Genomic DNA, 26318 nt, shown 5'->3' with positions numbered 1-26318 from the left:
TCGAATCAGAATTTCACTTCCGGGGCCCTCTCCGCGCCGGGCGTGGTGGCTTCGAAGGTTTCGCGCATCGGCAGATCGCTGTACATCACGCTGTGCCACAGGCGACCGGGGAAAGTGCGGATCTCGGTGTTGTACTTCTGCACCGCCAGGATGAAATCGCGGCGCGCCACGGCGATGCGGTTTTCCGTGCCTTCAAGTTGCGATTGCAGGGCGAGGAAGTTCTGGTTGGCTTTCAGATCCGGGTAGCGCTCGGAGACCACCATCAAGCGGCTCAACGCGCCGGTCAGTTGATCCTGTGCCTGCTGGAACTGCTTGAGTTTCTCGGGGTTATCGAGGGTGCTGGCATCGACCTGAATCGAGGTGGCCTTGGCACGCGCTTCAATCACTGCGGTCAGGGTTTCCTGTTCGTGGGCCGCGTAGCCCTTCACGGTTTCCACCAGATTGGGGATCAGGTCGGCACGGCGCTGGTACTGGTTCTGCACCTGGCCCCAGGCGGCTTTGGCCTGTTCGTCGAGGGTCGGGATATTGTTGATGCCGCACGCGGTCAACAGCGTGGCGAACACCAGCAACGTGGCGATCTGTAACCGTGAACGGGAGGTTGAGCTGATATTCATTGCAGTGATGCTCCATGACACATTTGATTTAAAAACCGAGCGCTGGGCATTCCCGGCCAGCGGTTGGGGCATAATCGGCGCCGCCACTGGCATGCGACGGGCTAATCGGCTAAAAAGTGCCCTTCGCGTTCACGTTGCCGCTGTCGGCTGCGGTTTTCCGGCTCAGGATTTTGCGCCGGTATCCGAACAACAATAGTCGCTCCTACATTTTGGCTGGCCGGTGTTGCATCACCGTTTGGGCTCTAGAGAAAAAATTCATGAAGAAGCTGTGTTTGCTGGGTCTGTTCGTCAGCCTGGCCAGTCATCAGGTACTGGCCGCCACGACCCCGGTGCCTTTGGAAAACAAGGACGCTTTCATCAGCAACCTGATGAAACAAATGACCCTCGACGAGAAGATCGGCCAGTTGCGCCTGATCAGCATCGGCCCGGAAATGCCCCGCGAGCTGATTCGCAAGGAAATTGCCGGCGGCAACATCGGCGGTACGTTCAACTCGATCACCCGCGCGGAAAACCGTCCGATGCAGGACGCTGCCATGCGCAGTCGCCTGAAGATTCCGATGTTTTTCGCGTACGACGTGATCCACGGTCACCGTACGATTTTCCCGATTCCGCTGGCCCTCGCGTCGAGCTGGGACATGGACGCCATCGGCCAGTCCGGTCGCGTTGCGGCTAAAGAAGCCGCCGCCGACAGCCTCGACATCACCTTTGCGCCGATGGTGGATATCTCCCGCGATCCGCGCTGGGGCCGCAGTTCCGAAGGTTTCGGCGAAGACACCTACCTGACCTCGCGCATCGCCAAAGTCATGGTCAAGGCCTATCAGGGCGAGACCCCGAGCGCTGCCGACAGCATCATGGCCAGCGTCAAGCATTTCGCCCTGTACGGCGCGGTCGAGGGCGGTCGCGACTACAACACCGTCGATATGAGCCCGGTGAAGATGTACCAGGATTACCTGCCGCCCTACCGCGCCGCGATCGATGCCGGCGCTGGCGGTGTGATGGTGGCGTTGAACTCGATCAACGGCATTCCGGCCACGGCCAACACCTGGCTGATGAACGACCTGCTGCGCAAGGACTGGGGCTTCAAAGGCCTGGCAGTCAGCGATCACGGCGCGATTTTCGAACTGATCAAGCACGGTGTCGCTCGCGACGGTCGCGAAGCGGCGAAGCTGGCGATCAAGGCCGGCATCGACATGAGCATGAACGACACTCTCTACGGCAAAGAGCTGCCGGGGTTGCTCAAGTCTGGCGAGATCGAACAGAAAGACATCGATAACGCCGTGCGCGAAGTCCTCGCTGCGAAATACGACATGGGCCTGTTCAAGGACCCGTACCTGCGCATCGGCAAGGCTGAAGATGATCCGGCCGACACCTACGCCGAAAGCCGCCTGCATCGCGCCGAGGCCCGCGAAGTCGCGCGGCGCAGTCTGGTGCTGCTGAAAAATCAGAACGAAACCCTGCCGCTGAAGAAAGACGCGAAAATCGCGCTGGTCGGTCCATTGGCGAAAGCGCCGATCGACATGATGGGCAGCTGGGCCGCCGCCGGGCGCCCGGCACAATCGGTCACGCTGTTCGATGGCATGAGTGCGTTGATCGGCGACAAAGCCAACCTGATCTACGCCCGTGGCGCCAACATCACGGGCGACAAGAAGGTCCTCGACTACCTGAATTTCCTCAACTTCGATGCCCCGGAAGTGGTCGATGACCCGCGCCCGGCCAGCGTGCTGATCGACGAAGCGGTAAAAGCAGCGAAAGAGGCTGATGTGATCGTTGCAGCGGTGGGCGAGTCCCGTGGCATGTCCCACGAATCCTCGAGCCGCACCGACCTGAATATCCCGCAAACCCAGCGCGAATTGATCCGTGCGCTGAAAGCCACCGGCAAGCCGTTGGTGCTGGTGTTGATGAACGGCCGTCCGCTGACGATTCTCGAAGAGAACCAGTCGGCCGATGCGATCCTGGAAACCTGGTTCAGCGGCACCGAGGGCGGCAACGCCATCGCCGACGTGCTGTTCGGCGACTACAACCCGTCGGGCAAACTGCCGGTGACTTTCCCGCGTTCCGTGGGCCAGATCCCGACCTACTACAACCACCTGAGCATCGGCCGGCCGTTCACGCCGGGCAAACCGGGCAACTACACATCGCAGTATTTCGATGACACCACCGGCCCGCTGTTTCCGTTCGGTTATGGCTTGAGCTACACCACCTTCGCCCTGAGCGATATGGCGCTGTCATCGACCACCCTGAACGCCAGCGGCAAGCTCGACGCCAGCGTCATGGTCAAGAACACCGGCAAGCGTGACGGCGAAACCGTGGTGCAGTTGTACATCCAGGACGTCACCGGTTCGATGATCCGCCCGGTGAAAGAACTGAAGAACTTCCAGAAGATCATGCTCAAGGCCGGCGAACAGAAAGTCGTGCACTTCACCATCACCGAGGAAGACCTGAAGTTCTACAACGCCCAGCTCAAATACGCAGCCGAGCCTGGCAAGTTCAACGTGCAGATCGGCCTGGATTCGCAGGCGGTGACGCAGCAGAGCTTTGAATTGCTGTAACACCGATCCCACATTGATCGTTCCCACGCTCCGCGTGGGAATGCAGCCCGTGACGCTCCGCATCACTGGACGCGGAGCGTCCCTGGAGGCATTCCCACGCAGAGCGTGGGAACGATCAAATGACAAACCGCTTTCGCGAGCAGGCTCGCTCCCACATTGGATTCAGGGTGTATTCAAAATCGTGGTTATCCGCGTCTATCGAGAATATTCACCACCAACCGATCCACCCAGCCCCACACCCGCTGCTTGACCCGCCGCCACAACGGTCGGCGCTGCCATTCCTCCAGACTCACCAGCTGACTCAAGCCGAAATCCTTCACAAAGCTCGCCTCGACCGCTGACGTCAACGCCGGATCCAGCGCCTCCAGATTCGCCTCCAGATTGAAACGCAGATTCCAGTGGTCGAAGTTGCACGAACCGATGCTTACCCATTCGTCGACCAGAACCATTTTCAGATGCAGGAAGCACGGCTGGTATTCGAAGATCTGCACCCCGGCCTTGAGCAGGCGCGGGTAGTAGCGATGGCCGGCGTAGCGCACTGACGGGTGATCGGTACGCGGCCCGGTCAGCAACAGCCGCACATCGACACCGCGTGCGGCGGCTTTGCGCAGCGAGCGACGGATTTTCCATGTCGGCAGAAAGTACGGCGTGGCCATCCAGATGCGTTTTTGCCCGCTGTTCAGCGCGCGAAACAGCGATTGCAGAATGTCGCGGTGCTGACGTGCGTCGGCGTAGGCTACGCGGCCCATGCCTTCGCCCTTGTCCGGCACGCGCGGCAAACGTGGCAGACCAAAATGCGCGGCCGGGCGCCAGGCGCGGCGGTAACGGTTGGCGATCCACTGGCGATCAAACAGCAATTGCCAATCGATCACCAATGGGCCGCTGATCTCGACCATCACTTCGTGCCACTCGCTGACATCATGGCCCGGCGTCCAGAATTCATCGGTCACGCCGGTGCCGCCGACCACTGCCAGGCATTGGTCGACCAGCAGCAACTTGCGGTGGTCACGATAGAAATTGCCGACCCAGCGCCGCCAGCTCAGGCGATTGTAGAAACGCAGCTCGACCCCGGCCTGGGTCAGACGCTGACGCAGATGCAGCGTAAACGCGAGGCTGCCGTAATCATCGAACAGGCAACGCACGCGCACTCCGCGCTCGGCCGCCGCGACCAGCGCCTGGACGATGGCTTCGGCGCAGGCGCCGGCCTCGACCAGATACAGCTCCAGTTCGATCTGTTCTGTAGCTCCAGCGATGTGCTCGAGCATGCGCGGAAAGAACTGCGGGCCGTCGATCAACAGTTCGAAACGGTTGCCGTCACGCCAGGGGAACACCGCACCGCGCATGTCAGCGCGCCGTGAAAATCAGCACCGCACCCACCGGCACCGACAGACTGATCGCCGACAGATCGGCGAGTTTGCGCAGGTTTTCCAGGCCCGGCGCCAGATCGAAATCCTCGGCGTTGATCACCAGCGGCTCCAGCGTGACCACCTGAAAACGCCGATCATCCAGACGCGTGGCGAGCAACTCGGCCGGATACTCGTGCTGCTTGCCGTGCAGGCTGACGGTCAGCGGCAGGCGCAACTCCAGCTGCGCGCCGGGGGCCAGATCGTTAATCGGACGCAGGTCGATCTGCGTGGTGATAGTGGCTGCGGGAAATTGCTCGATCTGGAACAGCTCCTTGCGCATGCGCTCATCACGCAGGGGAATGCCGCTGTTGATCGATTCGAGCTCGACTTCGACCTCGGCGCGACCGTTGGGGTCGACCTTGCCGTGCAGCACCAGAAAGCGCTGCACTTCCGACACGCTGGCATTTTTGGTGCTGACGAACGACAGCCGCGACGACTCGCCGTCCAGATACCAATTGGCCTGGGCCGGCAGCGCAGCGGCGGTCAACAGCAGACTGGCGAAGGTTGTAGAGAGGGAGCGGTTGAACATTGAACACTCGTGAGGGCGATAAACCTGCACGAACCTTAACCGCCCGCCAAGTTATTGCAAGCCCTGTGGGAGCGAGCCTGCTCGCGAATGCAATGCTCCCCGCGCGCCATGTATTGCGGCTTGCGGCGATTTCGCGAGCAGGCTCGCTCCCACAGGGAGACCAGATAATTCAAGGATTGAGGCGACAGCCCTGGCGTTCGCTCAGCCACTGCGCGCTGTTGCTGCGGCCCATGCCGCTGACGGTGATGGTTTTGCTCGACGGGTCATCGGTAAAACCGCTGGTTGGCAGCCATTGCTTCACATAGCCACGGCAATACCCGGCATCGTTGTTCATCACATAACGACACGAGCAATATTCCTTGGCGGTGTAGGCGCTGATGATGTCCGGGAAAGCCCAGAGGTTTTCCCGTTCATACCAACCCCAACCGAGCAGTACGATCAGCAGCAACAATAGAAAGCGCTTCATCGCCGCACCGCCTGCAACACGCGTTTGAGCAATTCGTTGTGCTGGTAGCTGCCATCACGATCATCGCCGTAACGCACGATCACCAGTTTCTCGCTGGGCATCACGTACAGCGCCTGGCCCCAGTGGCCGAGGGCGGCGAAGGTGTCGGGTGGCGCGTCGGGCCATGGTGATGGTGCTCCATCGACAGGGCGATTGAGCCACCAATGTCCGCCGGGCACGGCTTCGTCCTGCTGCGCCCTGTAGCCGGCAAAGGGCTTGAGATTGAATGCCATCCAATCCTCGGGCAGCAACTGCCGATCGTTCCAGCGCCCGCCGCGCGCCATCAGCAGACCGACCCGCGCCAGATCACGCGCGGTGAAATAGGCATAGGACGAGGCGACAAAGGTACCGCTGGCATCGCTTTCCCACACGGCGTGGCGAATGCCCAACGGCTCGAACAATGCTGTCCACGGATAGTCGGCGTAACGCTCTGGGCCGACCATGGTTTTCAGGGCGGCGGCGAGCAGATTGCTGTCACCGCTGGAATAGCGGAATGCCTGACCCGCTGCGGCATAACTGTCGTGTGCGGCGGTGAACGCGGCCATGTCGCGATGGCCCCGGGTGTAGAGCATCGCCACCACCGAAGATTTCAGCGGGGCGTATTCGTAGTCCTCCTGCCAATCCAGACCGGAAGCCCAGTTCAGCAGATGGCCGAGGGTGATCGCCGGGTGTTTGTCCAGCGCCGGGTAGAACTTCAACGCCGGATCGTCGAGCTTGAACCGGCCTTCGCCATAGGCCACACCGAGAACGGTTGCCAGCAGACTTTTGCTGATTGACCAGGTCAGATGTGGGGTCTGTTCGGTGGTCGGACCGGCGTAGCGTTCGTAGATGATCTGACCGTCGTGGATGATCAGCAAGGCGTCGGTGCGGATGCCTTCGCGGGTGGCGACGTTGCGGGGCGCGAAGGCGTAGTTTTCCAGTGCTTCGACAGCCGGGCCGGTGATCTGCGGGGCGATGGGCCATTGCTCGCCGGGCCATTGTTCGGCGCGGACGGTGAGGCTGATCAGCAGCAGGAACAGCGACAGGCCTTTGAACATGGTGGGCGCTCTGGGGATGAACCTGTCGAGACTAGTCGGGGTTTATGACAGATGTATGGTGATTTTGAGGCCGCCTTCGCGAGCAGGCTCGCTCCCACAGTTTGATCGCATTTCAATTGAAGAATACCGTCCCTGTGGGAGCGAGCCTGCTCGCGAAGGGGCCGCTCAGGTCACCGCCAAAGCCTTGGCCAACCGCTTGGCCCTCGCCCCTGCCGCCAACTGCATCACGCCCTTGTCCCGCTGCCACATCTGCGCCCCCTCCGCCGGGCCATTGCCCAGCGCCTCATCTCCCCCCCCCGCCAGCGCTTCAAACTGCGCAAACAATCCGCCCAGCAGCACATGCCCGGGCGGATTGTTCGGCGCTTGCCGGCTGGCCTCGGCGCACCCGGCCAGCAGCGCCAGCAAACGCAATTGCAGGGCCTGCGGCCAGTCGCTGTCCTGGCCGACGCCGTACAGCCACGCGGTCATGGCGCTGAGCACGTAGACATCTTCAAGGCTGCGAAACGGTTTGACGTAGGCGTCCCAGCCGTCGCCGGCGAGCAGTTCGCACAGGGCGCCGTCGAGGTGCAGGCGGCCGTGGCTGATGTCCGGCATCAACGGCAACGCCGGCAGCTTTTCCACCTTCACGCCGGGCTCGCCGGGATACACCACCGCCAGACTCAGGCGCGGTGTTGCGCCCGGCTCCTCACTGCGCGCAGCCACCAATAACCAGTCGGCGGCGTCGCCGGCGGTGACGAAATCCTTGCGCCCGCTCAAGCGCAAATCTTTCAGCCGCGTTTGCATGTCGGCCGCACGCAGGCTGCGTTGTTCGGTCGCGCACAAGGCGCCAAGGCTCGGCGGCGCGCTCGGCCACAACATGCGCAGCGCTGCCTGATAACCGACCAGAAACGCCAGCCCCGGCGTGGCCATCCGCCGCCCGCCAGCCACCGCCAATTCGTACGGCGTGACGTTGCCCAGCGCCTGCAACAACGTTGCAAAGCCCTCGGCCAGATCAGCAGCAGCGGGCAAGCGTTCACGGCGGTGCAGCAGATCTGTCCAGGGCATGGGCGCCTCCTTGTGGGCTGTCATATAAGCATCACCGAACGTTCATGGCGATGACACCGGGGCTACATAGCCTGACTTTGCACAACACGGCTGCATAAAGAAAGTCGATCGGCTGCAACCCACGACGGGTTAAAGGCCCGTACGGAGATTCACATGACGCAAATCGCCCGCATCAGCGACACCGGCAATGAACGCCGCCTGCAAGCCGAACGCCTGATCGGCGCCGAAGCCTTGCAGCAAGCCCAGGCCCTGCGCTTCGCCGTCTTCAGCGGCGAGTTCAACGCCAAACTCAAAGGCGCCGAACTGGGTCTGGACATGGATGATTATGATGTTCACTGCAGCCACATCGGCGTGCGTGATCTGAACACCGGGCGCCTGGTGGCGACCACGCGTCTGCTCGATCACACCGCCGCCAGCAGCCTCGGCAAGTTCTATAGCGAAGAAGAATTCAGCCTGCACGGCCTCGCCCACCTGCAAGGCCCGATCCTGGAAATTGGCCGCACCTGCGTCGATCCGGCGTACCGCAACGGCGGCACCATCGCCGTGCTCTGGGGCGAATTGGCCGAAGTGCTCAATCAGGGCGGCTATAGCTACCTGATGGGTTGCGCGAGCATCCCGATGCAGGACGGCGGCATTCAGGCCCACGCGATCATGCAGCGTCTGCGCGAGCGTTATCTGTGCACCGAACACCTGCGCGCCGAGCCGAAAAATCCGCTGCCGACGCTGGATATCCCGTCCAACGTCATTGCCGAAATGCCGCCGCTGCTCAAGGCCTACATGCGCCTCGGGGCGAAGATCTGCGGCGAGCCGTGCTGGGACGAAGACTTCCAGGTCGCCGACGTGTTCATCCTGCTCAAGCGCGACGAACTCTGCCCGCGCTACGCAAAGCACTTCAAGGCGGCGGTGTGATGAGCCGGTTGCGGGTGTACGCGCGAATCGCGCGAGTGCTGCTGGTGGTGACGCTGGGCCTGACCATGGCCAGCGTCTTCGGCGTGTTCGAACGCATCGGTCTGGCGCACTCGATGGAGCGGCGCCAGCGCTGGTCGCGCTTCTTCATGGCGCGGCTGAGCAATGCCCTGCCGTTTCGCGTGAGCGTGCATGGCGAGCTGCCAAAACAGCCAATGCTGTGGGTCAGCAATCACGTGTCGTGGACCGACATTCCGCTGCTGGGCATGCTCACGCCGCTGTCGTTTCTGTCCAAGGCCGAAGTGCGCACCTGGCCGGTGGCCGGTTGGCTCGCGGCCAAGGCCGGCAGCCTGTTCATCCGCCGTGGGTCGGGCGACAGCCAGTTGATCCGCAAGCAGATGAGCCGCCATCTGCAAACCGAACATGCACTGCTGATGTTCCCGGAAGGCACCACCACCGATGGCCGTTCGCTGCGCACTTTCCATGGTCGCCTGCTGTCGGCGGCGATCGATTCCGAAGTGATGCTGCAACCGGTGGCGATCCGTTATCTGCGTGACGGCGAAATCGACACGCTCGCACCGTTCATTGGTGACGATGACCTGCTCTCGCACCTGATGCGCCTGTTCAGCCACGACTGCGGCGATGTCGAAGTGCATCTGCTCAAGCCAATAGAGTGTCAGGGCCGCGAGCGTGCGGCGCTGGCGTTCGAAGCGCAGCAGGCGGTGCAGAAGGTGTTGTTTGGTGAGGTGACGAAACCTGCCGAACCGCGTCGCGCAGGCGATTTGATCGCCGCCTGAAAAACACAAATCCCCTGTGGGAGCGAGCCTGCTCGCGAAGGCGCCGTGTCATTCAGCATCTATATTGGCTGAGACACCGCATTCGCGAGCAGGCTCGCTCCCACATTCAGATCTCAGTGGATCAGAGTTTTGCGCAAAATCCTGCAATTGCGGATAAAACAGGCTGAAGTCTTCACTCAGCGGCTCATACAACCGCCGCAACTCCGCCATTGCTCCGGCCAACTCTTCAGGCCTGGTCAACCGTCGCGAGATCCCGTGCAGCACCTGTTCCAGCACCTCGAATTCGCGATACGAGCCCAGCCAGTCGTTGGCGACCATGTGCGGGGCGATCTTCGCCAGCCGTTCCGGCAACTGTCGTTCGCGGGACAGCACGTGATAGACGTCTGCGGTGAACTGCTCCAGCGGTCGGTCGGCATACAGCGTCCAGTCCCGCGCCAGGCAATGATCGAAAAACACATCGAGGACGATTCCGGCATAGCGCCGCCGCGTTTCGCTGAAGCGGCCCAGAGCGATGTCGACCAGTGGATGGCGATCGGTGAAGACGTCGATGCGCCGATGCAGGGCGATCGCCGCCTCCACCTCCGGGTCGAACTGGCCTTGCAGCCGACCTTTGACGAAGTCGCCATACAGGCTGCCGAGTAATTGACCGGGGCGCTGGCCGCCGAGATGCAAATGCGCGAGATAGTTCATGGGCGCAGCTTAGCACTGCGTTCGCTCCTCCAGCATCCTCGTATCGTTATAACCCGATATAGCGATTTATGCGTTCGTCAGACCGAATTCATATTGGTATATCGCGATCCAACGATTTAAAGTTCGCTCCATCGCGATATATCGCCACTGCCACCACGAGCCCAAGCCATGAACCTCGACCTCGACGAAATAATAAAAGCCCTGGCGCACCCAGTACGGCGAGACATCCTCAACTGGCTGAAAGACCCGAAAGGCGAATTCCCCGAGCAGTTGCACAACCACGAATACGGTATTTGCGCCGGGCAGATCGATCAGCGTTGCGGCCTGTCGCAATCGACCGTATCGGCACACCTGGCGACGTTGCAACGGGCCGGGCTGATCAGCAGCCAGAAGGCCGGGCAGTGGCATTTCTTCAAACGTAACGAGGACGTCATCCAGGCGTTTCTCAGCACTCTCAGTAAAGAGCTCTGACCCTTAACGTCAGCCAGCCGACAAGGAAACCTGCATGCCCCTTTCGCTTCTCATCCTCGCCCTGAGCGCCTTCGCCATCGGCACCACCGAGTTCGTCATCATGGGCCTGCTGCCCGACGTGGCGGCGGACCTCGGCGTGTCGATTCCCGGCGCCGGCTGGCTGGTCACCGGTTACGCCCTGGGCGTGGCCATCGGTGCGCCGTTCATGGCGCTGGCCACCGCGAAGCTGCCGCGCAAGGCCGCGCTGGTGGCGTTGATGGGCATCTTTATTGTCGGCAACCTGCTCTGCGCCATCGCCAGCGACTACAACGTGCTGATGTTTGCCCGGGTCGTCACCGCTTTGTGCCACGGTGCATTCTTCGGCATCGGCTCGGTAGTGGCGGCCCATCTGGTCGCGCCCAACAAACGTGCCTCGGCGGTCGCCCTGATGTTCACCGGTCTGGCCCTGGCCAACGTGCTCGGCGTACCGCTGGGCACCGCATTGGGTCAGGAAGCCGGCTGGCGTTCGACCTTCTGGGCGGTGACCGTCATCGGTGTGATCGCGCTGATCGGCCTGATCCGCTTTCTGCCGGCCAAGCGTGACGAAGAGAAACTCGACATGCGCGCCGAGCTCGCTGCCCTCAAGGGTGCCGGCATCTGGCTGTCGCTGAGCATGACCGCGCTGTTCGCCGCCTCGGTCTTCACCCTGTTCACCTACGTTGCCCCACTGCTTGGGGAAGTCACCGGCGTGTCGCCGCGTGGCGTGACCTGGACGCTGATGCTCATCGGTCTGGGCCTGACGGTCGGCAACATCATCGGCGGCAAACTCGCCGACAAGGGCATGGCCGCCACGCTGATCGGCGTGTTCATCGCCATGGCCGTGGTTTCCACCGTGCTGAGCTGGACCAGCGTCGCGCTGATCCCGACTGAAATCACTCTGTTCCTCTGGGCCACCGCGTGTTTCGCCGCTGTGCCGGCGCTGCAAGTCAACGTGGTGACCTTCGGCAAGGCTGCACCGAACCTGGTTTCGACCCTGAACATCGGCGCCTTCAACGTTGGCAACGCCCTCGGCGCCTGGGTCGGCGGCAGCGTCATCGCCCACGGCTACGGCCTGACCAGCGTGCCTCTGGCCGCCGCCGCGCTGGCTGTGCTTGCCCTGCTGGTGACCCTGATTACTTTCCGCCAGAACGGCAATGCCGAGCTGGCGCCTGCATCCAACTGATCAACTTTCCATTCAAGAGGTTTTAGACATGGCGACTATTTTCGACCCGATCAAACTCGGCGACATCGAGCTGAACAACCGCATCATCATGGCCCCGCTGACCCGCTGCCGCGCCGACGAAGGTCGTGTGCCAAACGCGCTGATGGCCGAATACTACGTACAACGCGCCTCGGCCGGCCTGATCCTCAGCGAAGCCACTTCGGTAACGCCGATGGGCGTCGGCTACCCGGACACCCCGGGCATCTGGTCCAACGATCAAGTGCGTGGCTGGGCCAACGTGACCAAGGCGATTCACGGCGCCGGCGGCAAGATCTTCCTGCAACTGTGGCACGTTGGCCGCATTTCCCACCCTTCGTACCTGAACGGTGAAGCACCGGTCGCGCCAAGCGCCATTCAGCCAAAGGGCCACGTCAGCCTGGTGCGCCCACTGGCCGACTACCCAACCCCGCGCGCCCTGGAAACTGCTGAAATCGCCGACATCGTCGACGCCTACCGCACCGGCGCCGAGAACGCCAAGGCCGCCGGTTTCGACGGCGTGGAAATCCACGGCGCCAACGGTTACCTGCTCGACCAGTTCCTGCAAAGCAGCACCAACCAGCGCACCGACCAGTACGGCGGCTCGCTGGAAAACCGTGCGCGCCTGCTGCTGGAAGTGACCGACGCCGCGATCGAAGTCTGGGGCGCTGGTCGCGTTGGTGTGCACCTGGCACCGCGCGCCGATTCCCACGACATGGGCGATGACAACCTCGCCGAAACCTTCACCTACGTAGCCCGTGAACTGGGCAAGCGCGGCATCGCGTTCATTTGCTCGCGCGAAAAAGAAGGCGCCGACAGCCTCGGCCCGCAACTGAAAGAAGCGTTCGGTGGCCCATACATTGCCAACGAGAAGTTCACCAAGGAAAGCGCCAACGAGTGGCTGGCCAGCGGCAAGGCAGACGCGGTCGCGTTCGGCGTGCCGTTCATTGCCAACCCGGATCTGCCGGCACGTTTGCAGGCCGATGCGCCGTTGAACGAGCCGCATCCGGAGACTTTCTACGGCAAGGGTCCGGTCGGCTATATCGACTATCCGACGTTGTAAGCACGCTGTAGTGCAGCAATGAAAAAGCCCCGGACTTGTGAGAGTCCGGGGCTTTTTGCTGTTGGCGCAGGGTAAGAGCCTGCGAACACCGTTTCACAACAGCGACACAATTTCCCTACAAAATCCACGACTCGCTACGTTTAAACTCTCCGCCGCGATCATCAGCCATGGCGGCTGATTGACATCCTGCCGGGCAATTGCGCATTTTGTTTCATTTGCGCAGGCTTGGGCTCAGGCGCAGCATGTCCAGCCCGGTGTCGACCCAGCGTTCAGCCTCGGCGTGCAGTTCGAAGCTGTCCGGGGCCAGCAGCCAGCCGTACAGCAGGCCGTCGATGTAGGCATGAATGCTGATCGCCGCGCGGGCAGTGTCGAGATCTTCCGGCAACTGGCCGCGATTCACCGCATTACGCAAGGTCAGGCCGATGCGCAGGTTGCAATCGAGACTGGCCGTCCGGCGCTGCTGGCGCAGATCGCACATTTCATCGGTGAACTCGCACTTATGAAACAGAATTTCGTTGATGCGCCGGGTTTTCGGGTCCAGTGCAACTTGATGAAACAAATGAATCAGCAACTGCCGCATGCAGCCCAGCGGGTCCGGTTCGTCCTCGCTTTCGCTGGCCTTGGCCAGTTCATCCAGCGGTTCATGCAGGCTGTCGAGCATGGCCTGGACCAGATCGGCCTTGTTGCTGAAATGCCAGTAGATGGCGCCACGCGTCACACCGGCGAGGGTCGCGATGTCCGCCAGGGTGGTGCGGGCAACCCCCCTTTCATAGAAGGCTTTCTCGGCCGCTTCCAGAATCTGGCTGCGGGTTTCCTGAGCTTCCTCTTTGGTACGACGGACCATGGCAGTAAAACCTCAAACAGGATGTTTCAGGGATGGCTGAATATCCGCTGAATAAAGAGGGGGCGATCTCTCGTGAATCGGCTCCCCGGCCTACAATTTCAAACCTTGCGACGACTTTTGTATCAGGGTGGGTACGCGGCGCAGGTGTTTACAAACAACCATGAACGTAAGTATATTACTTAGCAAGCTACTTATCCACCCGGTGCCCGATTTTTACTCTTTCACACTTCTTGTGCGCTTCTTGCGCGCCTGACCCGAGGATCTTCATGCAATTCAAGCCAGCTGTTACCGCTCTGGTCACTGCCGTCGCCCTGGCATCGCTGCTCAGCGGATGTAAAAAGGAAGAAGCGGCCCCTGCCGCTCCGCCTCCTCAGGTCGGCGTCGTCACCCTGCAACCACAAGCCTTCACCCTGACCTCGGAGCTTCCGGGCCGCACCAGTGCGTTCCGCATCGCGGAAGTTCGCCCGCAGGTCAACGGCATCATTCTCAAGCGCCTGTTCAAGGAAGGTGCCGACGTCAAAGCCGGCCAGCAGCTGTATCAGATCGATCCGTCGGTCTATGAAGCTACGCTGAAAAGCGCCGAAGCCGAGCTGCGTTCGACCAAGTCGATTTCCGACCGCTACAAGCAACTGGTCGACGAACAAGCCGTGAGCCGTCAGGAATACGACACCGCACTGGCCAACCGCCTGCAATCGGAAGCATCGTTGCAGAGCGCGCAGATCAACGTGCGCTACACCAAAGTCTACGCGCCGATTTCCGGCCGTATCGGCCGCTCTTCGGTGACCGAAGGCGCACTGGTCAGCAATGGTCAGGCCGATGCGATGGCAGTGATTCAGCAGCTCGACCCGATCTACGTCGACGTGACCCAGTCGTCGGTGGAGCTGCTGGAACTGCGCCGCGAACTGGAAAGCGGCCGTCTGCAGAAGGCCGGCGACAACGCCGCTGCGGTCAAGCTGACCCTGGAAGACGGCAGCCAGTACAAGCTCGACGGCAAGCTGGAATTCTCCGAAGTCTCGGTTGACCAGACCACCGGCTCGGTGACCCTGCGCGCAGTGTTCCCGAACCCCGATCACACCCTGCTGCCAGGCATGTTCGTTCACGCCCAGTTGCAGGCCGGCGTCAACAGCGCAGCGATCCTCGCGCCACAGCAGGGCGTGACCCGCGACCTCAAAGGCACCCCGACCGCACTGGTCGTCGGCGCCGACAACAAGGTCGAACTGCGTCAGCTCAAGGCCAGCCGCACCGTCGGCAGCCAGTGGCTGATCGAAGACGGCCTGAAAGCCGGCGATCGTCTGATCACCGAAGGGCTGCAGTACGTCAAACCGGGCGTCGAGGTCAAAGCGACCGAAGCGACTAACGTCGGCACCAAGAACCCGGCCCCCGCACAGGCAGCTGACAAAGCCGCCGGCGGCAAAGGGGAGTAACCCATGTCAAAATTCTTCATCGACCGTCCGATTTTCGCCTGGGTAATCGCCCTGGTGATCATGCTGGTCGGGGCACTTTCGATCCTGAAATTGCCGATCAACCAATACCCGAGCATTGCGCCACCGGCCATTGCGATCCAGGTGACCTACCCGGGCGCGTCCGCACAAACCGTGCAGGACACCGTGGTGCAGGTCATCGAGCAACAGCTCAACGGTATCGACAACCTGCGTTATGTGTCGTCGGAAAGTAACTCCGACGGCAGCATGACCATCACCGCGACCTTCGAGCAAGGCACCAATTCCGACACCGCGCAGGTCCAGGTCCAGAACAAGCTGAACCTGGCCACCCCGCTGCTGCCGCAGGAAGTGCAGCAACAGGGTATCCGCGTGACCAAGGCAGTGAAGAACTTCCTGCTGGTGATCGGCGTGGTGTCGCGTGACGGCAGCATGACCAAGGACGACCTGTCCAACTACATCGTGTCGAACATGCAGGACCCGATCTCGCGGACCGCCGGTGTCGGTGACTTCCAGGTCTTCGGTGCGCAGTACGCGATGCGTATCTGGCTCGACCCGGCCAAGTTGAACAACTTCAACCTGACCCCGGTCGACGTGAAGAATGCCATTGCTGCGCAGAACGTCCAGGTGTCGTCCGGTCAGCTCGGTGGCTTGCCTGCCGTGCAGGGCCAGCAACTGAACGCGACGATCATCGGCAAGACCCGTCTGCAGACCGCCGAGCAGTTCAAGGAAATCCTGCTCAAGGTCAACAAGGACGGATCGCAGGTTCGCCTCAAAGACGTGGCTGAAGTCGGCCTCGGCGGTGAGAACTACGCGATCAGTGCCCAGTTCAACGGCAGCCCGGCGTCCGGTCTGGCGGTGAAACTGGCCAACGGCGCCAACGCCCTCGATACCGCCAAAGCGTTGCGCAACACCATCGACAGCCTCAAGCCGTTCTTCCCGCAAGGCATGGAAGTGGTGTTCCCGTACGACACCACTCCGGTGGTGACCGAGTCGATCAAAGGCGTGGTGCATACCCTGGTCGAAGCGATCGCGCTGGTGTTCCTGGTGATGTTCCTGTTCCTGCAGAACTTCCGCGCCACCGTCATCACCACGATGACTGTGCCAGTGGTACTGCTCGGTACATTCGGCATCCTCGCCGCCGCCGGTTTCAGCATCAACACCCTGACCATGTTCGGCATGGTGCTGGCCATCGGTCTGCTGGTGGACGACGCCATCGTCGTGGTGGAAAACGTCGAGCGGGTGATGAGCGAAGAAGGCTTGTCACCGAAGGAAGCGACAAAGAAATCCATGGGCCAGATCCAGGGTGCACTGGTCGGTATCGCCCTTGTGCTCTCGGCGGTACTGCTGCCGATGGCGTTCTTCAGCGGCTCCACGGGTGTGATCTACAAGCAGTTCTCGATCACCATCGTGTCGGCCATGGCCCTGTCGGTACTGGTTGCCCTGATCTTCACCCCGGCGCTGTGCGCAACCATGCTCAAGCCGATTCCGAAAGGCGAGCACGGTACTCCGAAGAAAGGTTTCTTCGGCTGGTTCAACCGCAACTTCGACCGTGGCGTACGCAGCTACGAGCGTGGCGTCGGCAACATGCTGACCCGCAAGGCGCCGTATCTGCTGGCGTACCTGTTGATCGTCGTCGGCATGATCTGGCTGTTCACCCGCATTCCGACCGCGTTCCTCCCGGAAGAAGACCAGGGCGTTCTGTTCGCTCAGGTGCAGACCCCGGCCGGTTCCAGTGCCCAGCGCACGCAGGTGGTGGTGGATGAAATGCGTGAGTACCTGCTGCGTCCGAACAAGGACGGCGGTGAGGCGGACGCGGTGGCTTCGGTGTTTACCGTGACCGGCTTCAACTTCGCCGGCCGTGGCCAGAGCTCGGGTATGGCGTTCATCATGCTCAAGCCGTGGGGCGAACGTAACGCCGACAACAGCGTGTTCAACCTCGCTGCGCGTGCCCAGCAACACTTCTTCAGCTTCCGCGACGCGATGGTGTTTGCCTTCGCCCCGCCAGCGGTTCTGGAATTGGGTAACGCCACCGGTTTCGACGTGTTCCTGCAGGACCGCGCCGGTATCGGTCACGAAAAACTGATGGAAGCGCGCAACCAGTTCCTCGGCATGGCGGCGCAAAGCAAGGTGCTGACCCAGGTGCGTCCGAACGGCCTGAACGACGAGCCGCAGTTCCAGCTGGAAATCGACGACGAGAAGGCCAGTGCCCTCGGCATCACCATCAGCGACATAAACAACACCCTGTCGATCGCGCTGGGCAGTAGCTACGTCAACGACTTCATCGACCGTGGTCGGGTGAAGAAGGTGTATGTGCAGGGCCAGCCGGACTCGCGCATGAGCCCCGAAGACCTGAAGAAGTGGTACGTGCGTAACGCCGAAGGCACCATGGTTCCGTTCTCGGCGTTCGCCAAGGGCGAGTGGGTCTACGGTTCGCCGAAGCTGGCGCGCTACAACGGTGTGGAAGCGGTCGAGGTCCTCGGGGCTCCGGCGCCGGGCTACTCCACCGGTGAAGCGATGGCTGAAGTCGAAGCGATTGCCAAGAAGCTGCCGTCCGGTGTCGGTATCTCCTGGACCGGCCTGTCCTACGAGGAACGTCTGTCCGGCTCGCAAGCACCGGCGCTTTATGCCCTGTCGCTGCTGATGGTGTTCCTGTGTCTGGCGGCGCTGTATGAAAGCTGGTCGATTCCGATCGCGGTCATGCTCGTGGTACCGCTGGGGATCATCGGTGCGCTGATGGCCACCAGCCTGCGCGGTCTGTCCAACGACGTGTACTTCCAGGTGGGTCTGTTGACGACCATCGGTCTGGCGGCTAAAAACGCCATTCTGATCGTCGAATTCGCCAAGGAACTGCATGAACAGGGACGCACCCTGCGTGAAGCGGCGATTGAAGCCTGCCGCATGCGTCTGCGCCCGATCATCATGACCTCGCTGGCCTTCGTTCTCGGTGTTGTGCCGCTGGCGATTTCCACCGGCGCCGGTTCAGGCAGTCAACATGCGATCGGTACCGGCGTGATTGGCGGTATGCTCACGGCCACGATCCTGGCGATCTTCTGGGTCCCACTGTTCTTCGTTACTGTGTCGTCCATCGGTCAGCGCAAAAAGACCGACGCGGATGACACTACTGAAACTCCTAAAGAGGCTGGCCAATGAGCAAGTCGCTACTCTCCATAGCAGTCGCCGCCTTCGTGCTGAGCGGTTGCTCGCTGATACCTGACTATCAGCAGCCTGAGGCTCCGGTCGCAGGTCAGTACCCGCAGGGGCCGGCATATTCGCCGGCCCAGGCTCCGGCGCAAGCCGCTGCCGAACAGGGCTGGAAGCAGTTTTTCCATGACCCGACCCTGCAACAGCTGATCCAGGTCGCCCTGGAAAACAACCGCGACCTGCGTGTCGCGGCGTTGAACATCGACGCTTACGCGGCGCAGTACCGCATCCAGCGCGCCGACCTGTTCCCGGCAGTGTCGGCCAATGCCGCCGGCAGCCGCCAGCGTCTGCCGGCCCGTGCCTCGCAGACCGGCGAGTCGATGATCAGCAGTTCGTATTCCGCCACCGTCGGCGTCAGCGCCTACGAACTCGACCTGTTCGGTCGGGTGCGCAGCCTGAGCGAGCAAGCGCTGCAACAGTACTTCGCTACTGAAGAAGCACGCCGCAGTACGCAGATCAGTCTGGTCGCCAACGTCGCCAATGCCTACCTGACCTGGCAGGCGGACAAGGAACTGCTCAAGCTGACGCAGGACACCCTCGGTGCCTTCGAAGAAAGCTACAAGCTGACCAGCCGCAGCAACGAAGTCGGTGTGGCTTCGGCACTGGATCTGGCGCAGTCGCGCACTTCCGTGGAAAACGCCCGGGCGCAACTGGCGCGTTATACCCGCCAGGTCGCACAGGACGAAAACAGCCTGACCCTGCTGCTCGGCACCGGTATTCCGGCCAACCTGCAAACGGCCAAACCGCTGTCCGATGATCTGCTCAGCGATGTACCGGCCGGTCTGCCTTCGGACCTGCTGCAACGTCGTCCGGACATCCTCCAGGCCGAGTACAACCTGAAGGCGGCCAACGCCAACATCGGTGCGGCCCGTGCAGCGTTCTTCCCGAGCATCAGCCTGACCGCCAACGCGGGCAGCCTGAGCCCGGATCTGTCCGGTCTGTTCAAGGGTGGCTCGGGGACGTGGCTGTTCCAGCCGCAGATCAACCTGCCGATCTTCAACGCCGGCAGCCTGCGCGCCAGCCTCGACTACGCCAAGATCCAGAAGGACATTGGCGTGGCGAACTACGAGAAGTCGATTCAAACGGCCTTCCAGGAAGTCGCCGACGGCCTCGCCGCTCGCCAGACCTACACCGAGCAGCTGCAAGCGCAGCGTGACTTCGTGCAGGCCAACCAGGATTACTACCGCCTGGCCGAACGTCGCTACCGCATCGGCGTCGACAGCAACCTGACCTTCCTCGATGCCCAGCGTCAGTTGTTCAGCGCACAACAAGCGCTGATCACCGACCGCCTCGCGCAGTTGACCAGTGCGGTCAACCTGTACAAGGCACTGGGTGGTGGCTGGAATGCGCAGACCGCGCAGAACGAAGCGCTGAAAGAAGAAGCGCCGAAGATGAAGCTGTTCTGATCATCGGCTGACTACATCAAGCCCACCTTATTGGTGGGCTTTTTGTTGCCTGCCATAAAACTGCGTTGTCTTGTCTGGCCTCATCGCTGGCAAGCCAGCTCCCACAATGTTCTGTGGTGTACCCAAATTAGTGAGCGATGCAAAAATCTGTGGGAGCTGGCTTGCCAGCGATGAGGCCCTCACATTCACCCAAAAACCGGCTGAATCTTGCGTTCGATAACCGCCCAAAACCCGCTTTCAGCAATTGAACCCGAACACACAGGCCCTTCACCATTCGCCTCAGAAAACCAATAACAACAAGGTCCGACACCATGCTCCAGCGCCCTGCCCCGCCCGGCTGACCGCCACCGTTCCACCTCAGACCTGCATCACGTTGCCTGCGCCGCATCCGCCGCGACAGCGCAGCCGTTCGCCCTAAAAAAACAAGAGAGACCCAAGTCCATGACAGTTTTCCCTGTGCCCTACGCATTGCCCGCTGTGATCGCCCTGGCCATCGCCGGTCTGGCCCTGCCAGCCAGCGCCGAAGAAGGCGGCTTCGTTGAAGGCGCCAAGGTCAACCTCAACCTGCGCAACTTCTATATCAACCGCAACTTCACCAACCCGACCAAGGCCCAAGGCAAGGCTGAAGAGTGGACACAGAGCTTCATTTTCGACGCCAAATCCGGCTTCACCCAAGGCACCGTCGGTTTCGGCATGGACGTACTCGGGCTGTATTCGATCAAGCTCGATGGCGGTAAAGGCACGGGCGGTACGCAGTTGTTGCCGCTGGACCATGACGGGCGCCCGGCGGACAACTTCGGCCGCACCAACGTCGCGTTCAAAGCGAAGTTGTCCCAGACCGAGGTCAAGGTCGGTGAGTGGATGCCGGTGCTGCCGATTCTGCGTTCGGACGACGGTCGCTCGCTGCCGCAAACCTTCCGTGGCGGTCAGATCACTTCGAAGGAAATCGCTGGCCTGACCCTTTATGGCGGCCAGTTCCGCGCGAACAGCCCGCGCGACGACAGCAGCATGAGCGACATGTCGATGACCGGCAAAGCCGCGTTCACCTCTGATCGTTTCAACTTCCAGGGCGGCGAATACCTGTTCAACGACAAGCGCACACAGATCGGCCTGTGGAACGCGCAGCTCAAGGACATCTACAGCCAGCAGTACCTCAACGTGCTGCACAGCCAGCCGCTCGGCGACTGGACGCTGGGCGCCAACCTCGGCTTTTTCTACGGCAAGGAAGATGGCAGCGCGCGTGCCGGCGATCTGGACAACAAGACCTGGTACGGGATGTTTTCGGCCAAGTACGGCGGCAACACGTTCTACCTCGGCCTGCAGAAACTCACCGGCGACAGCGCGTGGATGCGCGTCAACGGCACCAGCGGCGGCACCTTGGCCAACGACAGCTACAACGCCAGTTATGACAACGCTCAGGAACGCTCCTGGCAGCTGCGCCACGACTACAACTTCGCCGCCATGGGCATCCCCGGCCTGACCCTGATGAACCGCTACATCAGCGGCGACAACGTGCACACCGGGACGATCACCGACGGCAAGGAATGGGGTCGCGAATCGGAACTGGGTTACATGGTGCAGAGCGGCACGTTGAAGGATTTGAACGTCAGATGGCGCAACTCGACCATGCGCCGCGACTTCAGCAACAACGAGTTCGATGAAAATCGCCTGATCGTCAGCTACCCGATCAGCCTGCTCTAACCACACATGCCCCACTGTGGGAGCGAGCCTGCTCGCGAAAGCGCAGCTTCAGTCGACATCTCTGTCGAATATGAAATGGCCTTCGCGAGCAGGCTCGCTCCCACAGGGATATGCATTCCAATGTGGGAGCGAGCCTGCTCGCGAAGGCGTCAGTGGCAACAACCTCACTCGCGGGATTCAACCCCGAGTTCATCCCACACCGATTCAGCCAGATGAAACGTCGCATTCGCCGCCGGGATGCCGCAGTAGATCGCGCTCTGCATGATCACTTCCTTGATCTCGCCGCGGCTGACGCCGTTGTTGGCCGCCGCGCGCAGGTGCAGTTTCAGTTCGCCCTCGCGGTTCATGCCGATCAGCATGGCGATGGTGATCAGGCTGCGGGTATGACGGGGCAGGCCCGGGCGGGTCCAGATGTCGCCCCAGGCGTGGCGGGTGATCATCTCCTGGAATTCCGAGTTGAACTCGGTCAGCGTGGTCAGGCTGCGATCGACGTGGGCATCGCCCAGCACCGCGCGGCGGACTTGCATGCCTTCGTCGTAACGTTGTTTCTCGTCCACAAATTCTTCCTCACTGAGCCTGCAAAAACGCCAGCACACGGTCGCTGAAAGCGGCACCGGCCTGCACGTTGGACAAATGCGCCGCATGGAACTCGGCGTACTCGGCACCGCGCACGTGGTCGCGAATGAAGTGCCCGCCGGACGGCGGCGTCACCGCATCTTCGCTGCCGGCAATCACCAGCAACGGCACGCTGATCGAAGTCAGTTGTTCACGGAAATCGGCATCGCGCACGGCCGCGCAGTTGGCCGCATAGCCTTGTGGATTGGTTGCGGCAAGCATGTCGGTAATCTTCTTCGCCGCCTCGGGATGCGCTGCGGAAAAGTCCGGGGTAAACCAGCGCGCAATCGAGGCATCACGCAGCGCGACCATCGCCGCCGGGCCGTCGCGCAACACGGTTTCGATGCGCGGATTCCACACCGACGGATCGCCGATTTTCGCTGCGGTGTTGCACACGATCAGTTTGTGCAGACGATGGCCTGCGTTGATCCCCAGCCACTGACCGATCAGCTCGCCCATCGACAGCCCGCAGAAATGCGCGCGCTCGATATGCAGCGCATCGAGCAGACCGAGCACGTCGCGACCGAGTTGTTCGATGCTGTACGGCCCCTCGGTGACCAGCGATTGCCCATGGCCGCGCGTGTCGAAACGCAGCACGCGGAAATGCTCGGTGAACGCCGGCATTTGCGCGTCCCACATGTGCAGGTCGGTGCCCAGCGAGTTGGACAGCACCAGTACCGGCGCCTCCGCCGGGCCCTCAATTTCATAGTGCAGTTCGCCATCGGCGAGTTGAACGAAAGCCACAGCCCTCTCCTTCAGACAGTCAAAGCGTTGTGTTCAGCCACCGCGCGCTCGACCCAGACTCGCGCCTGGCCAAGGTAATGCGCGGGGTTCAGAAGATCATCGAGTTCAGCGCCACTGAGTTCGGCGGTGACTTGCGGCTCGTCAGCGAGCACCGCACGCAAATGCCGTTGCTCGGCCACTGCACGTTTGCAGCATTGTTCGAGCAGGTGATGCGCGGTGTCGCGGCCGACGCGTTGGGCGAGGACGATGCTCACCGCTTCGGCCAGCACCAGGCCTTGGGTCAATTCGAGGTTGCGAGCCATGCGCGCCGCGTCGACTTCCAGACCGTCGGCCAGCAAGCGCGCCTGTTGCAGCGAACCGGACACCAGACAGCAGATCTCCGGCAGGGTTTCCCATTCGGCGTGCCACAAACCGAGGCTGCGTTCGTGCTCCTGCGGCATCGCGCTGAACAGCGTCGATACCAGCCCCGGCACCCGCGTGGCCGCGCCGATCAGCACCGCCGCGCCGACCGGGTTGCGTTTGTGCGGCATGGTCGACGACCCGCCTTTGCCCGGTGCCGCAGGCTCGAATACTTCCGCTGCTTCGGTCTGCATCAACAGGCTGATGTCGCGGCCGAATTTGCCGAGGCTGCCGGCGATCAGGCCAAGCACCGCGCCGAACTCGACGATGCGATCACGCTGGGTATGCCACGGTTGCTCGGGCAGGGTCAGTTGCAGCTCTTCGGCCAATGCTTTGGCGATCGGCAACGCCTGTTCACCCAGCGCCGCGAGCGTGCCGGAGGCGCCACCGAATTGCAGCACCAGCAGACGCGGTTTCAGCTCCTGTAGACGCTGACGGCTGCGCGTGACGGCGCCGAGCCATCCAGCGATTTTCATACCGAGGGTCACTGGCGTGGCATGTTGCAGCCAGGTGCGCCCGGCCAGTGGCGTGGTAGCGAAACGTTGTGCCTGAGCGGCCAGCGAGTCGGCCAGTTGCGCCAATTGGTCTTCGATCAGCGCCAGCGCCTGGCGTAATTGCAGGACCAGCCCGGAATCCATCACGTCCTGACTGGTCGCGCCCAGATGCACATAGCGCTCGGCTTCGGCATCGCTCGAAGCGATCTGCTTGCCCAAGGCCTTGACCAGTGGAATCGCCGAATTGCCGGCCGTGGCAATCGCCTCGCCCAGCGCCGCGAAGTCAAACAGGCCGGCGTCGCACGCTGCGGCAATCGGTGCCACGGCCGATGAAGGAATCAGCCCGACCCGCGCCTCGGCCCGGGCCAGCGCCGCTTCGAAATCGAGCATCGCCTGCACCCGGCCCTGATCGCAGAACACTTCGCGCATATCGCGGGCGGTGAAGTAGGCATCGAACAATTGATTGCCCGGTCGCTGAGTCATAAACAGTCCTTGCCGGCGCAGGCCTCGCAGCCCGCGCACATGGGTTTACAGATCGTGGTGCAGATACTTCGCCTGCTTGGGCAGACGCAGACTGAACAGGAAAGCCACCGCCATCATCGCCGTGACGTACCAGTAGAAGGCGTTTTCCATGCCGCCAGCCTTGAGGCTCAGGGCCACAAACTCTGCCGAACCACCGAAGATTGCATTCGCCACCGCGTAAGCCAGGCCGACACCGAGGGCACGCACTTCCGGCGGGAACATCTCGGCTTTGACCAGACCGCTGATCGAGGTGTAGAAACTGACAATCGCCAGCGCCAGGGTGATCAACACGAACGCGAGAAACGGGCTGCTAACGCTTTTCAGGCTGAGCAGAATCGGCACGGTGAAGAGCGTGCCGAGGGCGCCGAACCAAAGCATCGAGTTACGCCGGCCGATCTTGTCGGCGAGCATGCCGAACAACGGCTGCATGCACATATACAGGAACAGCGCGCCGGTCATGATGTAGCTGGCGGTCTTGGCGTGCATCCCGGCGGTGTTGACCAGGTATTTCTGCATGTAGGTGGTGAAGGTGTAGAAAATCAGCGAGCCGCCAGCCGTGTAGCCGAGGACGGTGATGAACGCCGCTTTGTGATCGCGAAACAGTGCAGTGATGCTGCCGGCGTCTTTGTGCGCGCGGGTTTCCTTGTTGGTGGTTTCCTTCAGCGAACGACGCAGGAACAGCGAAATCAGCGCCGCCACCGCACCGACCACGAACGGAATCCGCCAGCCGTAGGCACGCAGGTCTTCTTCAGTGAGGAACTGTTGCAGCACCACCACCAGCGACACCGCCAGCAGTTGTCCGCCAATCAGCGTCACGTACTGGAACGAGGCGAAGAAACCGCGCTGGCCCTTGAGCGCAACTTCGCTCATATAGGTCGCGGTGGTGCCGTACTCGCCGCCCACCGACAGACCTTGCAGCAAACGCGCGAACAGCAACAGCACTGGTGCCCAGACGCCGATGTCCTTGTAGGTCGGCAGGCAGGCAATCAGCAGCGAGCCGAAGCACATCATCAGAATCGAGATGAGCATCGAGTTCTTGCGCCCGTGCTTGTCAGCGACCCGGCCGAAAATCCAGCCACCAATCGGCCGCATCAGGAACCCGGCGGCGAACACGCCAGCGGTGTTGACCAGTTGCACGGTGGGGTTATCGGAGGGGAAAAACGCCGGGGCGAAATAGATCGCGCAGAAGGCGTAGACGTAGAAATCGAACCACTCTACGAGGTTGCCGGAGGAAGCGCCGACGATGGCGAAGATGCGCTTGCTGCGCTCTTCGCCGGTGTAGTGGGAGGTGGTGGTTGTCATTGTTTTTTCACTCGATAGGGACAGTCACAGTCTAGACACACTTTGCAACAGTCCCGTTCCACATCGGATCATCACTCAAGTCTGGATCAGCCTTTGTGGCGAGGGGATTTATCCCCGTTGGGCAGCGAAGCGGCCCCAAAACCATTCAGCGCGTTATTTCAGGTAAATCGCGTGTATCTGATTTGCGAGCGCTTCGCACTCGAACGGGGATAAATCCCCTCGCCACAGTTGATCGCTGACCACCGATGGAGTGTTCAATAATCGAAGAACACCGTCTCGGCATCAGTGCCCTGCAGGATCACATTCCACTGGTAAACACCCGATTCATCCTTCTTCGCCAGCAAGGTCGCGCGGCGTTCAGCCGGCACGCACTCAAGCAACGGATCATCAACGTTGGCCGGCTCGCCTTCAAAGTAGATCCGCGTCAGCAAGTGCTTCACCAACCCTCGGGCAAACACCAGCACCACCAGATGCGGCGCCTGGGTCGAGCCTTTCAACCCCGGCACCGTGCCCGGTTTGATCGTGGTGAAACGGAAGCGCCCTTCGGCGTCCACCGGCACCCGGCCGAAGCCTTCAAAGTTCGGGTCGAGCGGTTTGTCCTGCTGATCTTCCGGGTGGTCGTACTTGCCGGCGGCGTTGGCCTGCCAGACTTCGAGCATGGCGTCGTTGACGACATCGCCATTGCCATCCACCACTTGGCCGGTGATTGCCACGCGCTCGCCGAGGGTCAGCTCGTTGGCCAGGGTTTCGCGGTTCAGCCAGGTCAGGCCGATGTGGTAATACGGCCCGACGGTGTGGGACGTGGTCGCATAGAGCGTCAT

At 61.7% G+C, this 26318-nt stretch carries 22 protein-coding genes and 1 pseudogene; 10 read left to right on the top strand and 13 right to left on the bottom strand.

The annotated features are described in order from the left end of the window. Positions 1-5: 5 nt before the first annotated feature. Positions 6-614: a LemA family protein gene (locus OC605_RS17150; RefSeq protein WP_262138373.1), complete on the bottom strand. Its 609-nt coding sequence runs from the start codon at positions 612-614 to the stop codon at positions 6-8. A gap of 257 nt (positions 615-871) precedes the next feature. Between OC605_RS17150 and bglX the strand changes: the two genes are divergently transcribed. Then, positions 872-3163 (top strand): beta-glucosidase BglX, encoded by a 2292-nt coding sequence (gene bglX, locus OC605_RS17145; protein WP_262138372.1) that lies wholly within the window; start codon positions 872-874, stop codon positions 3161-3163. 185 nt (positions 3164-3348) lie between these two features. On the opposite strand, the gene OC605_RS17140 is transcribed toward bglX, so the two are convergent. The 5 genes from OC605_RS17140 to OC605_RS17120 form a co-directional block, all read right to left on the bottom strand. Beyond that, on the bottom strand, positions 3349-4506 hold the full coding sequence (locus OC605_RS17140; RefSeq protein WP_262138370.1) for a phospholipase D-like domain-containing protein: 1158 nt from the start codon (positions 4504-4506) through the stop codon (positions 3349-3351). 1 nt (position 4507) lies between these two features. Then, positions 4508-5098 (bottom strand): YceI family protein, encoded by a 591-nt coding sequence (locus OC605_RS17135; RefSeq protein ID WP_262138368.1) that lies wholly within the window; start codon positions 5096-5098, stop codon positions 4508-4510. A 169-nt stretch (positions 5099-5267) separates the two neighbouring features. Then, positions 5268-5564 carry an amidase gene (locus OC605_RS17130; RefSeq protein ID WP_262138366.1) on the bottom strand — a complete coding sequence of 99 codons (297 nt, stop codon included), beginning with the start codon at positions 5562-5564 and terminating at the stop codon, positions 5268-5270. After that, complete coding sequence (locus OC605_RS17125) at positions 5561-6640, bottom strand: serine hydrolase domain-containing protein (RefSeq protein WP_262138364.1); 1080 nt, start codon at positions 6638-6640, stop codon at positions 5561-5563. The genes OC605_RS17130 and OC605_RS17125 overlap by 4 nt, the downstream gene beginning before the upstream one ends. 165 nt (positions 6641-6805) lie before the next feature. Further along, positions 6806-7684 (bottom strand): acyl-CoA dehydrogenase family protein, encoded by an 879-nt coding sequence (locus tag OC605_RS17120; protein WP_262138361.1) that lies wholly within the window; start codon positions 7682-7684, stop codon positions 6806-6808. A 153-nt stretch (positions 7685-7837) separates the two neighbouring features. On the opposite strand from OC605_RS17120, the gene olsB reads away from it, so the two are divergent. Next, a complete protein-coding gene (olsB, locus tag OC605_RS17115; protein WP_016771324.1) occupies positions 7838-8593 on the top strand; it encodes an L-ornithine N(alpha)-acyltransferase in 756 nt (251 codons plus the stop codon). Beyond that, the gene (locus OC605_RS17110; RefSeq protein WP_262138359.1) at positions 8593-9387 is read left to right on the top strand and encodes a lysophospholipid acyltransferase family protein; all 795 of its coding nucleotides are present in this window, start codon (positions 8593-8595) and stop codon (positions 9385-9387) included. Before olsB ends, OC605_RS17110 begins: the two co-directional genes overlap by 1 nt. A 126-nt stretch (positions 9388-9513) precedes the next feature. On the opposite strand, the pseudogene OC605_RS17105 reads toward OC605_RS17110, so the two are convergent. Beyond that, a pseudogene (locus OC605_RS17105) lies at positions 9514-10077 on the bottom strand (ACP phosphodiesterase); the annotation flags it as partial. 168 nt (positions 10078-10245) lie between these two features. On the opposite strand from OC605_RS17105, the gene OC605_RS17100 reads away from it, so the two are divergent. From OC605_RS17100 to OC605_RS17090, 3 genes are read left to right on the top strand one after another with little or no spacing between them, the layout of a single operon-like run. Continuing rightward, positions 10246-10548, top strand: coding sequence for an ArsR/SmtB family transcription factor (locus OC605_RS17100; RefSeq protein ID WP_016771327.1), 303 nt, complete (start codon positions 10246-10248; stop codon positions 10546-10548). A 34-nt stretch (positions 10549-10582) separates the two neighbouring features. Next, positions 10583-11749, top strand: a complete 1167-nt coding sequence (locus OC605_RS17095) for an MFS transporter (RefSeq protein ID WP_262138357.1) — start codon at positions 10583-10585, stop codon at positions 11747-11749. A gap of 28 nt (positions 11750-11777) precedes the next feature. Beyond that, positions 11778-12827, top strand: coding sequence for an alkene reductase (locus OC605_RS17090; RefSeq protein ID WP_016771329.1), 1050 nt, complete (start codon positions 11778-11780; stop codon positions 12825-12827). 211 nt (positions 12828-13038) lie between these two features. On the opposite strand, the gene emhR is transcribed toward OC605_RS17090, so the two are convergent. Next, on the bottom strand, positions 13039-13671 hold the full coding sequence (emhR, locus tag OC605_RS17085; RefSeq protein ID WP_016771330.1) for an efflux system transcriptional repressor EmhR: 633 nt from the start codon (positions 13669-13671) through the stop codon (positions 13039-13041). Positions 13672-13937: 266 nt separating this feature from the next. Between emhR and emhA the strand changes: the two genes are divergently transcribed. The 4 genes from emhA (at position 13938) to OC605_RS17065 (ending at position 21421) form a co-directional block, all read left to right on the top strand. Continuing rightward, entirely contained in the window at positions 13938-15095 is a 1158-nt protein-coding gene (gene emhA / locus OC605_RS17080) for an efflux RND transporter periplasmic adaptor subunit EmhA (RefSeq protein ID WP_016771331.1), read from the top strand. 3 nt (positions 15096-15098) lie between these two features. After that, a complete protein-coding gene (gene emhB, locus OC605_RS17075) occupies positions 15099-18263 on the top strand; it encodes an efflux RND transporter permease subunit EmhB (RefSeq protein ID WP_071174632.1) in 3165 nt (1054 codons plus the stop codon). Beyond that, positions 18260-19720 carry an efflux RND transporter outer membrane subunit EmhC gene (gene emhC, locus OC605_RS17070; RefSeq protein ID WP_262138353.1) on the top strand — a complete coding sequence of 487 codons (1461 nt, stop codon included), beginning with the start codon at positions 18260-18262 and terminating at the stop codon, positions 19718-19720. Before emhB ends, emhC begins: the two co-directional genes overlap by 4 nt. A gap of 441 nt (positions 19721-20161) precedes the next feature. Next, on the top strand, positions 20162-21421 hold the full coding sequence (locus OC605_RS17065) for an OprD family porin (RefSeq protein WP_262138351.1): 1260 nt from the start codon (positions 20162-20164) through the stop codon (positions 21419-21421). Positions 21422-21585: 164 nt separating this feature from the next. Here the strand turns inward: OC605_RS17065 and pcaC are convergent, their stop codons facing one another. The 5 genes from pcaC to pcaG all read right to left on the bottom strand — a co-directional run bounded on the left by pcaC (position 21586) and on the right by pcaG (position 26318). After that, positions 21586-21978: a 4-carboxymuconolactone decarboxylase gene (gene pcaC, locus OC605_RS17060; RefSeq protein WP_007917093.1), complete on the bottom strand. Its 393-nt coding sequence runs from the start codon at positions 21976-21978 to the stop codon at positions 21586-21588. A 10-nt stretch (positions 21979-21988) separates the two neighbouring features. Further along, positions 21989-22780, bottom strand: coding sequence for a 3-oxoadipate enol-lactonase (pcaD, locus tag OC605_RS17055; RefSeq protein WP_262138349.1), 792 nt, complete (start codon positions 22778-22780; stop codon positions 21989-21991). Positions 22781-22791: 11 nt separating this feature from the next. Next, the gene (locus tag OC605_RS17050; RefSeq protein WP_262138347.1) at positions 22792-24156 is read right to left on the bottom strand and encodes a 3-carboxy-cis,cis-muconate cycloisomerase; all 1365 of its coding nucleotides are present in this window, start codon (positions 24154-24156) and stop codon (positions 22792-22794) included. A 45-nt stretch (positions 24157-24201) separates the two neighbouring features. Then, positions 24202-25497 (bottom strand): MFS family transporter, encoded by a 1296-nt coding sequence (locus OC605_RS17045; RefSeq protein WP_130912696.1) that lies wholly within the window; start codon positions 25495-25497, stop codon positions 24202-24204. A 254-nt stretch (positions 25498-25751) separates the two neighbouring features. Continuing rightward, the gene (gene pcaG / locus OC605_RS17040; RefSeq protein WP_186568248.1) at positions 25752-26318 is read right to left on the bottom strand and encodes a protocatechuate 3,4-dioxygenase subunit alpha; all 567 of its coding nucleotides are present in this window, start codon (positions 26316-26318) and stop codon (positions 25752-25754) included.

The sequence above is a fragment of the Pseudomonas sp. Marseille-Q5117 genome (genome assembly GCF_946901175.1).
Lineage (GTDB): Bacteria > Pseudomonadota > Gammaproteobacteria > Pseudomonadales > Pseudomonadaceae > Aquipseudomonas > Aquipseudomonas iranensis.
Note: the sequence above shows the minus strand (reverse complement) of the source record. Positions and strands in the feature narration are given on the sequence as shown.

Coding starts and splice junctions, on each gene's coding strand:
- OC605_RS17150 (WP_262138373.1), bottom strand. CDS start 614: ATGAATATCAGCTCAACCTCCCGTTCACGGTTACAGATCGCCACGTTG.
- OC605_RS17125 (WP_262138364.1), bottom strand. CDS start 6,640: ATGTTCAAAGGCCTGTCGCTGTTCCTGCTGCTGATCAGCCTCACCGTC.
- emhB (WP_071174632.1), top strand. CDS start 15,099: ATGTCAAAATTCTTCATCGACCGTCCGATTTTCGCCTGGGTAATCGCC.
- pcaG (WP_186568248.1), bottom strand. CDS start 26,318: ATGACGCTCTATGCGACCACGTCCCACACCGTCGGGCCGTATTACCAC.
- emhA (WP_016771331.1), top strand. CDS start 13,938: ATGCAATTCAAGCCAGCTGTTACCGCTCTGGTCACTGCCGTCGCCCTG.
- OC605_RS17090 (WP_016771329.1), top strand. CDS start 11,778: ATGGCGACTATTTTCGACCCGATCAAACTCGGCGACATCGAGCTGAAC.
- OC605_RS17045 (WP_130912696.1), bottom strand. CDS start 25,497: ATGACAACCACCACCTCCCACTACACCGGCGAAGAGCGCAGCAAGCGC.
- OC605_RS17135 (WP_262138368.1), bottom strand. CDS start 5,098: ATGTTCAACCGCTCCCTCTCTACAACCTTCGCCAGTCTGCTGTTGACC.
- OC605_RS17095 (WP_262138357.1), top strand. CDS start 10,583: ATGCCCCTTTCGCTTCTCATCCTCGCCCTGAGCGCCTTCGCCATCGGC.
- OC605_RS17120 (WP_262138361.1), bottom strand. CDS start 7,684: ATGCCCTGGACAGATCTGCTGCACCGCCGTGAACGCTTGCCCGCTGCT.
- bglX (WP_262138372.1), top strand. CDS start 872: ATGAAGAAGCTGTGTTTGCTGGGTCTGTTCGTCAGCCTGGCCAGTCAT.
- OC605_RS17050 (WP_262138347.1), bottom strand. CDS start 24,156: ATGACTCAGCGACCGGGCAATCAATTGTTCGATGCCTACTTCACCGCC.
- OC605_RS17140 (WP_262138370.1), bottom strand. CDS start 4,506: ATGCGCGGTGCGGTGTTCCCCTGGCGTGACGGCAACCGTTTCGAACTG.
- OC605_RS17130 (WP_262138366.1), bottom strand. CDS start 5,564: ATGAAGCGCTTTCTATTGTTGCTGCTGATCGTACTGCTCGGTTGGGGT.
- OC605_RS17110 (WP_262138359.1), top strand. CDS start 8,593: ATGAGCCGGTTGCGGGTGTACGCGCGAATCGCGCGAGTGCTGCTGGTG.
- emhR (WP_016771330.1), bottom strand. CDS start 13,671: ATGGTCCGTCGTACCAAAGAGGAAGCTCAGGAAACCCGCAGCCAGATT.
- emhC (WP_262138353.1), top strand. CDS start 18,260: ATGAGCAAGTCGCTACTCTCCATAGCAGTCGCCGCCTTCGTGCTGAGC.
- OC605_RS17100 (WP_016771327.1), top strand. CDS start 10,246: ATGAACCTCGACCTCGACGAAATAATAAAAGCCCTGGCGCACCCAGTA.
- olsB (WP_016771324.1), top strand. CDS start 7,838: ATGACGCAAATCGCCCGCATCAGCGACACCGGCAATGAACGCCGCCTG.
- OC605_RS17065 (WP_262138351.1), top strand. CDS start 20,162: ATGACAGTTTTCCCTGTGCCCTACGCATTGCCCGCTGTGATCGCCCTG.